The following is a 14,166-nucleotide window of genomic DNA, read 5'->3' on the forward strand; positions in this document are numbered from 1 at the left end:
AGCGCCTGTCCCCCGATCAAGCCGCACCGGGCGGTTCCTCAACGCGATCGGCCGATAACCTTGCCGGTGCGGGCATCGACATCGACATAGGTCACGCGGCCATCGCGAATGAACTTGAGGCGATAGGCACGCGCGGTCGAATCATAGGCCGGGCCGAGATATTCGCTACCCTGCATCTGCGGCAGAATGCGCCGCTCGATCTCGCGCAGCGAAAGCTGGGTGCCGGCCTGCGCCTCGCGCCGCGCCTCGCCCTGATCATTGCGCGGCGGTTCGCGCGCCGCTGCCGGAGCGACGAGGCCAGCCACCGCCAGCGCGGCGATCATGCCTGCAAGAAGGGAACGTAGGCGCTTCATCATGCCCCCATGCCTATCCAGCCAGCGTTGAACAAGGTGTGAATGGGCGATCACTCGGAAACGGATGCCTCGTCATTGAGCAGTTCGTATGTGACCGAAATGCTTACCCCGGTGGCGACCATACCCGGCTGCACCGGCGGAGCGGCAGCGACCATGTCGGCGCTTGACCGCTTCATCGCCGCTTCGGGCATCGGCCCGCGGCTCTGGATCGCTTCGCTGATCGACAGCACCTTTGCCCCGTCATAACCGAGCATCGCGGCATAGGCCTGCGCCCGCTCGCCCGCGCGTTCGATCGCCCGCTCGCGCGCGGCGTCCTTGGCGGCATCGTCACTCTCGATGCTGAAGCTGGGGCCCGAAAGGTCGGTCGCGCCCGCCGCCACCAGCGCATCGAGCACCTTGCCGGTATCCTCGATCTTGCGCAGCTTGACGCTGACCCGGTTCGACACCTGATAGCCGCGGAAGATCTGGCGCTTGCCTTCGCGGTCGTAATCATAGCGGGCGTTCAGGTTGATCCCGGTGGTTTGGATGTCCTTTTCCGCGATGCCCAGCGCCTTGATGCGGTTGATCACCTTGACCATCTCGGCCGAGTTCATCCGCAGCGCCTCGACCGCGGTGGGCGCTTCGGTGGTCACCCCTGCGCCGATGGTCGCCATGTCGGGGGCGACGGTGACGGATTCGAAGATGTCGAGTTCGATCACCGGGCCTTCCGCCTCGATTTCGACATTGGCGGCGAAGCTGTGGGCGGGCAGCGCCAGCGCGCTGGCGGCGGCAAGGACATGAGCGGGACGGATCATGGCAGGTTCCTCCAGAAAGATGCGCCTTTGGACGCGGGCAGCTTTCGCAGCACTGAACCGCCTTGTCGCCCGCGCCGCAAGCCCCTAACTGCCGCATCCCATGGCACAGCCCCCCATCTTCTCGCTCGAAGGCATCGCTTTGCAACAGGGCGGGCGCTGGCTGTTCGGCGGCCCGAACCCCGCCAACGGCGCAGCGCCGATCGATCTGCACGTGATGCCGGGCGACCGGCTGGCGCTGATCGGGCGCAATGGCGCGGGCAAGACAACGCTGCTGAAGGTCATCACCGGCAAGATCGAGGCTGATCGCGGGGCACGGCGGACAAAGCCGGGCACGCGGATCGTGTTCCTTGAACAGGACCCCGATTTTGCGCAGGCCGACACGCTGATGGACTTTGCGCTCGGCGGTGAAGACGCGCCCGAGCGGCACGAGGTCGAGGCCATTGCCGGCCAGCTCGGCATCGACATGAACCGCGACGCCGCGACCGCCAGCGGGGGCGAACGCCGCCGCGCCGCCATTGCCCGCGCGCTGGCGCAGGATCCCGATCTGCTGCTGCTGGACGAACCGACCAACCACCTCGATCTTGCCGCGATCGACTGGCTGGAGGACTGGCTGAGCCGCTATCGCGGCGCCTTCATCACCATCAGCCATGATCGCACCTTCCTCACCCGCCTGACCCGCGCGACCCTGTGGCTCGACCGCGGGACGATGCGGCGCAAAGAGGTCGGCTTTGGCGGGTACGAGGCGTGGGAAGAACAGGTCTATGCCGAAGAGGCCCGCGCAGCCGAGCGGATGGATGCCAAGCTCAAGCTCGAAGCCCACTGGCTTGAACGCGGGGTGACCGCGCGGCGCAAGCGCAACCAGGGGCGGCTCGAAAAGCTGTTCCAGATGCGCGCTGCGCGGGCGGCGATGATCTCGGGCGCGGGCACGGCCAAGCTGAAGCTCGCCAGCGACGATGACTTCAAGTCGAAGTCCGTGATCGTCGCCGAAGGCATTGCCAAAACCTATGGGGAGCGCCCCGTCATCAAGCCGTTTTCGCTGCGCATCCAGAACGGCGACCGGATCGGCATCGTCGGATCGAACGGCGCGGGCAAGACCACGTTGCTGAAGCTGCTGACGCGCGAGATCGAACCCGATACCGGCACCGTCACCCATGCCCGCACGCTGTCGGGCGTGATGATCGACCAGCAGCGCAAGCTGCTGGAACCCGGCGCGACGGTGCGGCAGATCCTCGCCGAGGGCGGCGACTGGATCGACGTGCGGGGCGTGCGCAAGCATGTGCAGGCCTACCTCAAGGACTTCCTGTTCGATCCGGGCCTTGTCGATACCAAGGTCGGCATCCTTTCTGGCGGAGAGCGTTCCCGCCTGTTGCTGGCCCGTGAATTCGCCCGCACCGCCAACCTGCTGGTGCTGGATGAACCGACCAATGATCTCGACCTCGAAACGCTCGACCTGTTGCAGGAGGTGATCGCCGATTTCGATGGCACCGTGCTGATCGTCAGCCATGACCGCGACTTTCTTGATCGCACCGTCACTCTCACCCTCGGCCTCGACGGGTCGGGCAAGGTCGATATCGTCGCGGGCGGCTATGCCGACTGGGAGGCCAAGCGCCGCCAGCCCATCGCATCGCGCCCCGCCGCCACCCCGCGCAAGGACGACACCCCCGCCCCGTCCGCAACCATGCCCGCCAAGGCCGCGCCCAAGCTCACCTACAAGGACCAGCGCGACTACGAGATCCTGCCCGCCCGGATCGAGGAGCTGGAAACGGCGATTGCCAAGGGCGAGGCGATCCTTGCCGATCCCGAACTCTACACCCGCGATCCCCAGCGGTTTGCCACCATCTCCGCCGGGATCGCCACCGCCCGCACCGAGAAGGACGCGGCCGAGGAACGCTGGCTGATGCTGGCCGAACGGGTCGAAGGTTGAACCGCGCGGGCCGCCGTGTTGGAGACACATGAGACACTGTCCAGAGACTGAAAACCCCCCGCACCCGCACCCACCCGTGGCTCACCTGATCCGGTAGAATTCCGCCACCCGTTCCAGCGCGATCCTCAGCACCAGCTTGCCGCTGCGCGCGGGCCAGCCAAGGCCTTTCTCGGCCTCGGGCAAGGCCTCGCCTGCGCACACCACGCGCCACAATATGTCCTCCAGCCCCTTCCCCGCCGCCTTGATCGCGCCATCGAACCTCTGGCGCGCGGCGATCTGACGCTCGCCAGGGGCAAGCCCGCGTTCCCCGGTGGTCTTCACCCGCACCGGATCCCACCGCATGGTGACGCTGGCGGAAAGCTGCGCACGTTCGTAATCGCCGCGCAAGGCCTCGCCCGCGTCGAACAAGCGATCATCCAGATGGCCGCGCGCGTGCAGCCATGCGAGCGGGGATTCGGCCAGATTGACCGTCACCGTGCGGGTAGGCCTGCCGCCCTTCCCCGCGCCCTGCCCCGTGTTCAGCCCCGTGTTCAACCCCGCCTTAACCCTGCGCGGGCCTTCGGAGCTGAGTTCGCGTTCGACCAGTTGACGCTTCATGCCGGTTCCTCCCTTTTTGCAAGGAAAGCGACTTGCCAAAGCGGCGCATCTGTAGGAAAGAAAAATCCATATTGGTTAATCAAAAGGGGATCATCCGATGCTCAACCGCATCCGCGACATCCGCAAGGCCAGGGGGCTGACGCTGGCCGATCTCGCCGCCGCCTGCGATCCGCCGACCACCGCGCAGACCATCGGACGGCTCGAAACCGGGATGCGCCAGCTTTCGCTGACGTGGATGAACCGCATCGCCGCCGCGCTGGAGGTTGACCCCGCCAGCCTGATGCGCGCCGACACGGGAAACAGCGCGCAGATCGTCGCCGAACTGGCCGCCACCGGCGCGCAGGCCCTCACCACCCCGCGCGAGGCGGTGCTGCCGAATGATCTGGCCGCCGCCGAAGGCCCCGCCGCGCTGGTGCTGGCCGTGAACGAAAGCGTGGGCGAATACCGCCCGGGCGATCTTGTCTGGTTGCGCCAGCTCAATCCGGCGGTGATCCAGAGCGCGATCAACCGCGATTGCCTGGTCCCCCGCCCCGGCGGGCGCTTTGCCTTCGGGCGGCTCATCGATCACCGGGACACGCTGGTCGGGTTGCTGCCGCCGGGGGCCGGGCAGAAACAGGTGGTGGTCGATAACCCGGCATGGATCGCGGTGGCGATGATGCTGGTCAGGCCGCTGTGACGCGCGCCGCGACAGGACATCGCACGGTGAAGCACGTTCTGGCCCTTTCGACGCTCTATCCCAACCCGGTCAATCCGCGCTTCGGGACATTTGTCGCGCGTTCGCTGGAGGCACTGGCGAAACGCGGGGACTGGCGGGTGACGGTGGTGAACCCGATCGGCCTGCCGCCGCTGGCGCTGGGGCGCTATCGCCCGCTGGCAGATCTGCCCGCAAGCAATGCCGAAGGCGGGATCACCATCCACCGCCCGCGCTTTACCCTGATCCCGCGCATCGGCGCGCGCCGCAATGCCGCCGCGATTGCGCGGGCATGTCTGCCATTGGTCCGCCGCATCCATGCCGAGGCGCCGATCGACGTGCTCGATGCGCAGTTCTTCTTCCCCGATGGCCCCGCCGCTGCCCGGATTTCCCGCGAGATGGGCCTGCCGCTGTCGATCAAGTCACGCGGGAGCGATATCAGCTTCTGGGGGACACAGGATTTCGCCAGGTCGCAGATGCTTGACGCCGCCAGCGCCGCCACCGGACTGCTCGCGGTCAGCCGTGACCTTGCGGGGCAGATGGCGGGGATGGGCATGGATGCGCAGCGGATCACCGTGCATTACACCGGGCTTGACCGTGACCGCTTCCGCCCGCTCGAACACACGCAATTGCGCGCGCAGCTATCGCGCGAGTTGGGCTTTGCCCTGCCCGATAATGCGCCGATGCTGGCCTGCGTCGGCGCGCTGATCGAGCGCAAGGGTCAGGGGATCGCGATTGCGGCGCTGAAACACATTCCCGGCGCCCGGCTGGTGCTGATCGGCAAGGGCGAGGACGAGGCCCGGCTGCGCGCGCTGGCGGCAAGCGAAGGCGTGGCTGACAGGGTGCATTTTGCAGGCTCGCTCGATCACGACATGATGCCGCTGATCCTGTCGGCCGCCGATGTGATGGTGCTGCCGACGGTGAACGAGGGGCTGGCCAATGCCTGGGTCGAGGCGCTGGCCTGCGGCACGCCGGTGGTGACCTGCGATGTCGGCGGCGCGCGCGAGCTGATCGTGAATGACACCGCCGGGCGGCTGGTCGAACGCACGGCAACGGCGGTGGCGGCAGGGGTCAACGCGGTGCTGAACGCCCCGCCCGAGCGCGAGGCGGTCGCCGCGCTGACGGAAGGCTTCAGCTGGGAAGCCAATGCCGCCACGCTGGCGGCGCATTATGAGAAGCTGGCGGGCGCGGCCTAGGGCAGCGCGCGCCTACACTTCGCCGCGGGCGATCTTTTCCTGCCGGTCCATCGCGCTTTCCTGCGGCACGAAGCTGTTCGAGGTGACCCCCATCCAGATCAGCAGCGGCCCGGCCATATAGATCGACGAATAGGTGCCGATGAACAGCCCAGCGGTGATCGCCGCGACCATGCCGAACAGGCTCGGCGGGCCGAAGACCAACAGCGGCACCAGCGCCACGAACAGCGTCAGCGACGTCATCACCGTGCGCGCCAGCGTTTCGTTGACCGACAGATCGAGCAATTCGGGCAGCGGCATCTTGCGGAATTTCTTCAGGTTTTCGCGGATACGATCATAGACGACGATGGTGTCGTTCAGCGAATAGCCGATGATCGCGAGAATCGCGGCGACGATCTGCAACCCGAATTCCAGCTGCGTCAGCGCAAACAGCCCGAGCGTGACCGAGACATCGTGGAACAGCGCAAACAGCGCGCCGACGCCGAACTGCCATTCGAACCGCACCCAGATGTAGATCGCCACCGCCAGCATCGCCGCCAGCAGCGCCAGCACCGCCTGATTGCGGAATTCGCCCGCGACCTTGCCCGATACGGTGTCGTTGCCATCGGTGCGCGCGCCGGGATATTCCTTGCCGATCGCAGCGATAACCTCGTTGCCGATCTCGGTCGCTGCGCCCGGCGTTTCCTCTGCCCCTTCGGGCAGCGGCACGCGGATGGAGACCTGGTTGGGGGCGCCGAATTCCTGCACCACCGGCTCGCCATAGCCAAGCCCGCCGACCAGTTCGCGCAAAGACGGGATCGGGGCGGTCTCACGCTCCTCGAAGGTCAGGCGCACTTCCTGCCCGCCGGCAAAATCGACCCCGAAATTGAGGCCCTGCGTCAGCACCGCCGCCCAGCTTCCCACGATCAGCACGATGCTGAGCACGAAGAACGGCACGCGCAGTTTCAGGAACTTGATATTGGTATCGTCAGGGACGAGCTTGAGGAGTTTCATGCGATCGCCCTTTCAGATTCTGATGTCATTGGGACGCGCCTTGCGCAGCCATCCGGAAACCCACATGCGGGTCATGGTCACCCCGGTGAAGACCGAGGTGAACAGCCCGACCACCAGCACCACGGCAAACCCCTTGACCGGGCCAGAGCCGAAAGCGAACAGCGTTACCCCGGCGATGAAATTGGTGATGTTGGCATCATAGATCGCGCGGCTGGCTTCCTTGTATCCGGTCTCCACCGCGGCAATCACCTTGCGCCCGCGCTTGCGTTCTTCGCGGATGCGTTCGTTGATGAGGACGTTGGCGTCCACCGCCGCGCCGATGGTGATAACAAAGCCCGCAATCCCCGGCAGGGTGAGCGTGGCATTAAGCCCGGCCATGATGCCCAGCAGCATCAACACGTTGAACACCAGCGCGATGGTGGAATAGATGCCGAAGCGGCCATAGCTCGCTACCATCAGAGCGACCACGGCCAAGCTGCCGATCATCATCGCCAGCAGCCCGCGCCGGATCGAATCCGCACCAAGGTCCGGCCCGACGGTGCGTTCCTCGACGATCGCGAGATCGACCGGCAGCGCGCCAGAACGCAGCGAGATGGCGAGGTTGTTGGCGCTTTCAGGGGTGAAGCTCCCCGAAATCTGCGCCCGACCGCCCAGGATCGGCTCGTTGATATTGGGCGCGGACAGCACCTGCCCGTCAAGGATGATGGCAAACGGCTTGCCCACATTCTCGCGCGTCAGCTTGGCGAACTTGGCCCCGCCCTGCGCATCGAAGGTGATGTTGACGACGTTCTGGTTGTTGGTCGGATCGACCCCGGCCTGCGCGCCTGTCAGATTGCCGCCGCCAATCCCGCCCAGTCGGCGCACCGCTTCGAACTGGCCTTCCTGCGGGGCGCCCGGGGCATAGGGGAAGATCTGGCTGCCCGGAGGTGCGACGCCGGCCTGCACGTTTTCGGGGAGCGCGTTGAGATCGACCAGCTTGAATTCGAGCTGCGCGGTCTGGCCAAGCAGGCTTTTCAGCGCCTCGGGATCGTCAAGCCCCGGCACCTGCACCACGATCCGGGTGTCGCCTTGCCGGATGATGGTCGGTTCGCGCGTGCCGAGTTCATCGATGCGGCGGCGCACCACTTCGGTCGCGCTTTCCATCGCATCATTCAGCGCCGTGTCGATCCCCGACGATGTCGGCGTGAGCACGATACGCTGGCCATCGACCACCGAAAGATCCCATTCGCGGGTCAGGTTCGCACCCTGCATCGTGGGTTCTAGCAGGCCGCGCGCACGATCAATGTCGGCCGCGCTGTCGAGCATGAAGCTCATCCGCCCATCGCCGGTGGAAACATCGCCGATGCGGATGCGCGGGGTGGCGTTGCGCATCAGCTGGCGAACATTTTCTTCCATGTTCTCAAGCCGCTGGGCGCGGATATCCTCGGCCTTGGCCTCCAGCAGCAGGTGCGACCCGCCGGCAAGGTCAAGCCCGAGATTGACCTGCGGATTGGGCAGGCCCGAGGGCCAGTCCAGCCCCGAAACATTGAACAGCGAAGGCAGCGCCAGCACCGCAGCGGCGAGCGTTACGCCCCATAGCCAGAGCTTTTTCCAGAGCGGGAATTCGAGCATTGCCTCAGGGTCTCACGCGAAAATGTCAGCCAGGTGGCGGCAATCCGCCACGCGATCAGTCGTTGGCCGGGGTGCCGCCGGGGGGGATGATGTCGCCGATGGTCGCCTTGACCGCCTTGACCCGGACATTGGTGCCCAGTTCCAGTTCGACAAAAGTATCGTCAACCTTGACCACCTTGCCCACGAGGCCCCCGGCGGTGACGACCTGATCGCCCTTCTTCATCCCGGCGACCTTTTGCTGGTGCTCCTTCTGCCGCTTCATCTGCGGGCGGATGATCAGGAACCAGAAAATCGCGATCATGCCGATGATCGGCAGGAAGTTGATCCACGCAGGCGGCGCTGCGGCAGCGCCCGCACCGGCGGCGGCAAGAAGGTTGAATGTCATGCGATAAAGCCCGTCAGGATCTACGTGGATGATATGCGGGGCAGACGCCCCGTCGGTCAAGTGGGCGCGCCTAGCAGCAATGCAAGCGCCCCGCAATGATCGGCGGTCGCGCTGGCGCGCGACGCAGACCTCCCGCCCCGCCTCCCCACCCGGCCACCGCAGAATAGTGGTGCTATTGGTGGTCGGGTGGGGAGGCGGGGCGGGAGGTCTGCGTCACCGAAGGTGGCACCCAAACAAAGACGCCTTGCCAGCCCCCGCCACCCGCCCTATAGGCGCCGCTCCACTGGATACGGGACGTAGCGCAGCCTGGTAGCGCATCACACTGGGGGTGTGGGGGTCGGAGGTTCGAATCCTCTCGTCCCGACCAGTGGAATTTTCCCCCTCCCATACCCGGAATACCCGCGAATGGCGGGCGCCAAGGCTGGCCTTGGCCCAGTTTCCACTGCCTCTTGCCCTGCTGCCTTTGCACGTTAATCTGGCGGGCATGCAGACCATCGCCATCGATGATTTCCTCACCGTCGATATCCGCGCTGGCACCGTGATCGATGCCCGGCCCTTTCCCGAGGCAAGAACCCCCGCGATCAAGCTGGTCATCGATTTCGGCCCCGATATCGGCACGCGCAAGAGCAGCGCCCAGATCACCGAACATTATACCCCCGAAAGCCTTGTCGGCACAAAGGTGATGGCGGTGGTGAATTTTCCCCCGCGCCAGATCGGGAAGTTCATGTCGGAGGTGCTGGTGCTGGGCTTTCCCGATGCAGACGGCGCCATCGTACTTGCCGCGCCGCAGGGCGATGTGCCGGACGGCGCGCGGCTGGCCTAGGCTTCGGCTGGCGCGAGCTCTCCCAGCGCCGCTTTCAATTCACCCAGCCACGGTTCGAATGGCTTCCATGCGTCCTGCCCCTTGCGATTGATCGGCTGGCGCACCTGCTCGCTCGATGCGGTGCGCACCGCGCGGTCCGTCTTGTGGAAATCGAGACAGGCCGCCTCGAACGGCAGCCCGAGAAAATTGAGCATCCTGCGGGTCTGGCCTTCAAGATCGTCGAGCACGTCCTCGTGGGTCACCCGCAGCACCTTGCCCGGCAGCACCGCGTCCCAATGCGCCATCAGGCGGACATAATCGGCATAATAACGCCCGACTTCGTTGAGCCCGTAGGTGAATTCCTGCCCTTCGGCGAAGAGCTGCTTGAAGCCGGAAAAACAGCAATCCATCGGATCGCGCCGCGCATCGATGATCCTGGCATTGGGCAGGATCAGGTGGATCAGCCCGATATGGCGGAAATTGTTGGGCATCTTGTCGATGAAAAACGGCGCGTCTGCGCGATGGATGCGGGTGTTGGCGATGAAATCGCGCCCGAACCCGGCGAGCTGATCTGCGGTCAGATCATGCAGCACCTGCGGATAAAGGTTCTCCCCCACCCGCCGTCCCCGCAACCGGTGCGCAAGCGCAAGGATATCAGGCAGTTCGAGCGTCCCGTCCACTTGCGAATGGCTGGCAAGGATCTGTTCGAGCAGGGTCGATCCGGCGCGCGGCAGGCCAAGGATGAAGATCGGATCGGGCGCATCATGGCCCGCGCCCTGATGCTTCTCGAACAGGTCAGGCGTGCAGGCCTCTTGCTGGCGGGCAAGCTCGGCGCTCATGGCATCGGCGCTGTAACGGGTCTGGGCGCGCTTCAGCCGGTTGCCTTCTTCATAAGCCGCAAAACTGGCTGCGTATTCACCGCGGTCCTCGTGCGCCTTGCCCAGCGCAAAGGCGAGGTGGACCCGGTCCATGAAGGCCAGATCGCTGCGTGCGGCCTGCGCCTGCATCCGCACCAACTCATCATCGCTGAAACGGTAGGTCTTGAGGTTCGCCAGCGCATACCACGCATCGCCATGATCGGGCTTGGCCGCAATCGCCGCGCGGTAGCTGGCTATCGCCTCGGCACTCGCGCCGGTGGTCTTGAGCGCGTGGCCCTTGCTGGTGAGGTTGGCGGGATCGGTGGGGAGCTTTTCCAGCACCTTGTCGAACAGGTCGAGCCCGCGCGCATAATCGCCCACCGCCATGCTCTCGATCGCGAGGCGCGACTGGAACACGGGGCTGCCGGGATCGCGTTGATAAAGCGTTTCGGCCTGCTCGCGCGCCTTGGCGAAGTTCTGCCGCCGCCGCAGCGCGTCGATAAAGTCGAGCCGCAATTGCACATCATCCGGCCGGAAAGCGAGCGCGCTTTCGAGCAGGAATTCGGCTTCCTCCAGCACGCCGAATTCGATACCGATCCGCGCCAGCAGGCGCATCCCCTCGACATGATTGGCATCACGCGCCGGATGGCTGCGCAGGTAATGGCGGCAGATTTCCTCGGCACGCAGCAGCCGTCCTTCGGCGAGGTGATGGGTGACCGCGACCAGTTCGCGCGGGAGCTGGGCAAGGCGTTGCTGCTGGAAGGCTGCAAGATTGGCCTCGTCCCCGCGCCCGGTCGCGGCGAACAGCCGCGCCTGCTCGCGCCAGCTTGCCTCCAGCGCCGGGTTGAAACGGGTTGCCCGCTGGAACGCAGCCAGCGCCGCCGCCTCGCGCCCCTGCGCCAACGCCAGATGGCCCGCCTCCTGCCACGCGCGGCCATATTCGGGCATGGCCGCGTGGAGCCGGCCGAGATAGGCCTCGGCCGCGACAAAATCCTTGAGATAACGCGCCGCCACCGCCGCAAGATACAGCGCCTCGCCATCCTCGGGCGCTTCGTCCAGCAGCGCGCCCGCCAGCGCCAGCCCATCGGCAAAGCGGCCGGCCTGCACCGCGTCCTGCGCGGATTTGAGCTGTGTTTCGCGGGTGGTCATGCCGATCGTCCTACACGCCCCCGTTCTGCAAGCAAGGCGGCGGGAGCGAGCCTTTGCCCGCCCCCGCCGCTGCTTTTCCAATCAGGCCCGATCAGTAGTCGTAGCCCACCCGGAACCCGACGGTGAGCGGACGGTTGGTCACGATCCGCGCCCGGTCATTGACGAAATTGCCCGAAATCTGCGCGCGTTCATCAAACAGGTTTTCGCCGAAAATCTCGAAGCTCCACTGGTCCTTTTCGATCCCGGCGGCGAAATCCCCCACCGTGTAGCTGTCAAGCTGCAGGCGGTTGATCTCGATGATGTCGGTGAACTTGCTGGCCGAATGGGTCACCTGCGGCATCACATAGGCACCCAGCGTCGCGCTCAGATCGAATTCGTAGCGCACCCGGAAATTGCCCTGGAACGACGGGGCAAAGGCCAGCTCCGATCCTTCGACCACGTCATTGGTCGGGATCAGGACGTCGGTGATCTCGGTATCGAGGATCGAGAACGCACCGGCAACCGTCAGCCCCGGCACCGCATAGGGCGCAAAGGTGAAGTCCGCCTCCAGCCCGTAGATTTCCGCATCGGCGGCATTGGCCGAGAAGAACAGGTTGGTGATCGAAGGATCGAAGATCGTCGTCTGGAGGTTGGAGATGTCGACATAGAAGGCGCTGCCGTTGAACCGCAGCTGCCCGTCGATCAGTTCCATCTTCCAGCCGATTTCGTAATTCTGCACCTCATCGGTTGCCAGTTCGAACGGCACGGTGAAGTTGTTCGGCCCCGGCGCCCCGCCCGGACGGTTGAGCAGGCCCGGACGGAAGCCTTCCGAATAGGTGGCATAGAACAGCGTATCAGGCGTCGGAGTCAGGGTGATCGTGCCCTTCAGGATCGTCCCGCTGGCCGATGCCACATCGGGCGCGCGGACCGAGTTGAATGCGCGCTGCGCCTGCGCCGGGGTAAGTCCCGCCGCCTCGATATCGGCAAGACTATCGTTCAGCGTGAAGTTCTGCCGCACGGCTTCGGAACACGACAGGTTGAAGAAGAAATTGCCGTCGCCGTCATAAAGATCGGAAATGTTGGTGCCGAAAGCGTTCTCGTCAGTGCCGCTGGTGTTGCAGAAGCTGGCATTGGCGCCGCCTTCCAGATCAACCTCGACATCGTAATAGCGCGCGCCCAGCGTCACGGTCAGCAGGTCGGGCACAATGTCGATCGCGGCCTCGCCAAACAGGCCGAATTGTTCATCGGTGCGGCGGATATCATTGCGGAAAATTGCATCGCGCGGGAATGCCCCGTCATCGGTGCTGAAAATGCCGGGGAAGGTGAAGTTCGGCGCAAACCCGCCAAACGGCGCGGCATCGACATTGCCGGGATAGTTGAAGTCGTTGCGCTCCTTCAGCTCAAGGTCGGAATAGAATCCGCCCACGGTGGCACGCACCGGCCAGGTTTCCGGGGTCGAGAACCGCAACTCCTGCGTGAAGACCTGCGTCTGGCTGTCCGAAGTGACGTAGAGATTGGGTTCCTGGCAGGTGCCGCTGGGGGCAGCGGCGCCGGGATAGCTCACCGACCCATCACAGATGTAATAGGGCAGATACTGGCCCACGAACAGGTAATCGGTGTAGTCGATCCGCTGGTCGGTCCGGCGATCAGTATAAGCGCCGGTATAGACCACATCGAGCATCGCGATGCGCCCTTCGACCGTCCAACTGGTGTTGGAGAAATTGTCCTCCAGCCGGTCAGTCTCGAAGCGCTCGATTTCCAGATTGTTGAGCCCGCCCAGTTCGGGATCGGCGAAGAACACGCCGTCGGTCTCAAGGCTCTGGCGGGTGTGCGCGACGGTCACTGTCCAATCGGGCGTGACTTCCCACAGCGCCGTGGCGCGGAAGCCGGAATACTGGGTGTCGTTGAAATTCTCACGTGCGAGGCTGGCATTGTCGGCTTCGAGAAAGGTCACGCCGGAAAGGTCGGCGGTCGACTGGAACCCGGCGCGGTTGGCGTTGACCGGTATACCGTTGGGGCGCACCGTGCCTTCGGGCCGGAAGCGCGCGCTTTCGGACAGGTCGCGCGTGCCCGCCACATTGTCGATGAAGCCGCCCTGGTCATCCAGAAACACCACCCCGCGCAAGCCGAAAGTATCGGTCACGGGGACGTTGATCATGGCCTTGACCGAATAGCTTTCTTCGCCGCCCTTGGTGAAGGACACGCTTGAATCAAAGCCTGCGTCAAAGCCGGACAGGTCGGGCTTGTTGGTGATCAGCCGCACCACGCCCGCCTGCGAGCTGGCGCCGAACAGCGTGCCTTGCGGCCCCGACAGCACCTCAATCCGCTGCATGTCGGCGGCATAGACATCAAGGTTGCGGCCCGGCTGGGCAAGCGGCTGTTCATCGAGATAGAAGGCGACATTGGGCGCAAGGCCGGCAACGCCCGCGGTGGTGAGGTTGGGCGTGGTCGAAGCCAGCCCGCGGATATAGATCGTGTTCTGCCCCGGCCCGGTGCCGCCTGCGGTCACGTTGGGCAGCTGGTCGAGATAATCCTCGAAGGTATCGATGTTGAGCTGGGAAAGCTGTTCCTCGCCGATCGCGGTGACCGAAATCGGCACGTCCTGCAGATCTTCGGTGCGCTTTTGTGCGGTGACGATGATGGTCTTGATCCCGCCTTCCTGACGCGGACGCTGAGAGGTGGAGGTGGACGCAGCGTCCTGCGCAGCGGCAGGAGACGCAATCGCGATTGCAAGCGCGCCAATAGACGCGCCGCCGAGAATTTTCATCATGTAAGGCCCCTTTGAGCTTCGGAACGGGTCGCGATGCAAGGAACGCACCGGCATGACCCAAGAAATGG

The 14,166-nt window shown here is 65.0% G+C and carries 12 protein-coding genes and 1 tRNA gene; 5 read left to right on the plus strand and 8 right to left on the minus strand.

Features of this window, described 5'->3' with window-relative positions; translation table 11 throughout:
* Positions 1-38: 38 nt before the first annotated feature.
* Together BUA05_RS10585 and BUA05_RS10590 are read right to left on the minus strand one after the other, a co-directional pair.
* Positions 39-353: a PepSY domain-containing protein gene (locus tag BUA05_RS10585; protein ID WP_425429520.1), complete on the minus strand. Its 315-nt coding sequence runs from the start codon at positions 351-353 to the stop codon at positions 39-41.
* A 50-nt stretch (positions 354-403) separates the two neighbouring features.
* Positions 404-1,147, minus strand: a complete 744-nt coding sequence (locus BUA05_RS10590; protein WP_084662615.1) for an SIMPL domain-containing protein — start codon at positions 1,145-1,147, stop codon at positions 404-406.
* Positions 1,148-1,247: 100 nt separating this feature from the next.
* On the opposite strand from BUA05_RS10590, the gene BUA05_RS10595 reads away from it, so the two are divergent.
* Entirely contained in the window at positions 1,248-3,071 is a 1,824-nt protein-coding gene (locus BUA05_RS10595) for an ABC-F family ATP-binding cassette domain-containing protein (protein WP_072674957.1), read from the plus strand.
* An 81-nt stretch (positions 3,072-3,152) separates the two neighbouring features.
* Here BUA05_RS10595 and BUA05_RS10600 read toward each other — a convergent pair whose 3' ends face one another.
* A complete protein-coding gene (locus tag BUA05_RS10600) occupies positions 3,153-3,668 on the minus strand; it encodes a DUF6456 domain-containing protein (RefSeq protein WP_072674959.1) in 516 nt (171 codons plus the stop codon).
* 97 nt (positions 3,669-3,765) lie between these two features.
* Here BUA05_RS10600 and BUA05_RS10605 point away from each other — a divergent pair, with 97 nt between their 5' ends.
* Both BUA05_RS10605 and BUA05_RS10610 read left to right on the plus strand, forming a co-directional pair.
* Complete coding sequence (locus tag BUA05_RS10605) at positions 3,766-4,344, plus strand: helix-turn-helix domain-containing protein (protein WP_072674961.1); 579 nt, start codon at positions 3,766-3,768, stop codon at positions 4,342-4,344.
* Between the two features lie 26 nt (positions 4,345-4,370).
* Positions 4,371-5,555, plus strand: a complete 1,185-nt coding sequence (locus BUA05_RS10610; protein ID WP_072675069.1) for a glycosyltransferase — start codon at positions 4,371-4,373, stop codon at positions 5,553-5,555.
* A 12-nt stretch (positions 5,556-5,567) separates the two neighbouring features.
* Here the strand turns inward: BUA05_RS10610 and secF are convergent, their stop codons facing one another.
* The 3 genes from secF to yajC are packed head-to-tail and all read right to left on the minus strand — an operon-like array spanning position 5,568 to position 8,541.
* The gene (secF, locus tag BUA05_RS10615) at positions 5,568-6,545 is read right to left on the minus strand and encodes a protein translocase subunit SecF (protein ID WP_072674963.1); all 978 of its coding nucleotides are present in this window, start codon (positions 6,543-6,545) and stop codon (positions 5,568-5,570) included.
* 12 nt (positions 6,546-6,557) lie between these two features.
* Positions 6,558-8,156, minus strand: a complete 1,599-nt coding sequence (gene secD, locus BUA05_RS10620) for a protein translocase subunit SecD (protein ID WP_072674964.1) — start codon at positions 8,154-8,156, stop codon at positions 6,558-6,560.
* A 55-nt stretch (positions 8,157-8,211) separates the two neighbouring features.
* Entirely contained in the window at positions 8,212-8,541 is a 330-nt protein-coding gene (gene yajC / locus BUA05_RS10625) for a preprotein translocase subunit YajC (RefSeq protein WP_072674966.1), read from the minus strand.
* 290 nt (positions 8,542-8,831) lie between these two features.
* Here yajC and BUA05_RS10630 point away from each other — a divergent pair.
* A tRNA-Pro gene (locus tag BUA05_RS10630) sits at positions 8,832-8,908 on the plus strand.
* Positions 8,909-9,025: 117 nt separating this feature from the next.
* Positions 9,026-9,364 carry a tRNA-binding protein gene (locus BUA05_RS10635; protein ID WP_072674968.1) on the plus strand — a complete coding sequence of 113 codons (339 nt, stop codon included), beginning with the start codon at positions 9,026-9,028 and terminating at the stop codon, positions 9,362-9,364.
* Here the strand turns inward: BUA05_RS10635 and BUA05_RS10640 are convergent.
* Positions 9,361-11,349, minus strand: coding sequence for a tetratricopeptide repeat-containing sulfotransferase family protein (locus tag BUA05_RS10640; RefSeq protein WP_072674970.1), 1,989 nt, complete (start codon positions 11,347-11,349; stop codon positions 9,361-9,363). The genes BUA05_RS10635 and BUA05_RS10640 overlap by 4 nt on opposite strands.
* Before the next feature lie 91 nt (positions 11,350-11,440).
* Complete coding sequence (locus BUA05_RS10645; RefSeq protein ID WP_072675070.1) at positions 11,441-14,098, minus strand: TonB-dependent receptor; 2,658 nt, start codon at positions 14,096-14,098, stop codon at positions 11,441-11,443.
* Positions 14,099-14,166 lie beyond the last annotated feature (68 nt).

Origin of the sequence: Erythrobacter sanguineus (assembly GCF_900143235.1) — a bacterium.
GTDB lineage: Bacteria > Pseudomonadota > Alphaproteobacteria > Sphingomonadales > Sphingomonadaceae > Erythrobacter > Erythrobacter sanguineus.

Excerpts from the sequence above, each read along its gene's own strand:
- BUA05_RS10585 (WP_425429520.1), bottom strand. The coding sequence starts at position 353 with ATGAAGCGCCTACGTTCCCTTCTTGCAGGCATGATCGCCGCGCTGGCG.
- BUA05_RS10590 (WP_084662615.1), bottom strand. The coding sequence starts at position 1,147 with ATGATCCGTCCCGCTCATGTCCTTGCCGCCGCCAGCGCGCTGGCGCTG.
- BUA05_RS10595 (WP_072674957.1), top strand. The coding sequence starts at position 1,248 with ATGGCACAGCCCCCCATCTTCTCGCTCGAAGGCATCGCTTTGCAACAG.
- BUA05_RS10600 (WP_072674959.1), bottom strand. The coding sequence starts at position 3,668 with ATGAAGCGTCAACTGGTCGAACGCGAACTCAGCTCCGAAGGCCCGCGC.
- BUA05_RS10605 (WP_072674961.1), top strand. The coding sequence starts at position 3,766 with ATGCTCAACCGCATCCGCGACATCCGCAAGGCCAGGGGGCTGACGCTG.
- secF (WP_072674963.1), bottom strand. The coding sequence starts at position 6,545 with ATGAAACTCCTCAAGCTCGTCCCTGACGATACCAATATCAAGTTCCTG.
- secD (WP_072674964.1), bottom strand. The coding sequence starts at position 8,156 with ATGCTCGAATTCCCGCTCTGGAAAAAGCTCTGGCTATGGGGCGTAACG.
- yajC (WP_072674966.1), bottom strand. The coding sequence starts at position 8,541 with ATGACATTCAACCTTCTTGCCGCCGCCGGTGCGGGCGCTGCCGCAGCG.
- BUA05_RS10635 (WP_072674968.1), top strand. The coding sequence starts at position 9,026 with ATGCAGACCATCGCCATCGATGATTTCCTCACCGTCGATATCCGCGCT.
- BUA05_RS10640 (WP_072674970.1), bottom strand. The coding sequence starts at position 11,349 with ATGACCACCCGCGAAACACAGCTCAAATCCGCGCAGGACGCGGTGCAG.
- BUA05_RS10645 (WP_072675070.1), bottom strand. The coding sequence starts at position 14,098 with ATGATGAAAATTCTCGGCGGCGCGTCTATTGGCGCGCTTGCAATCGCG.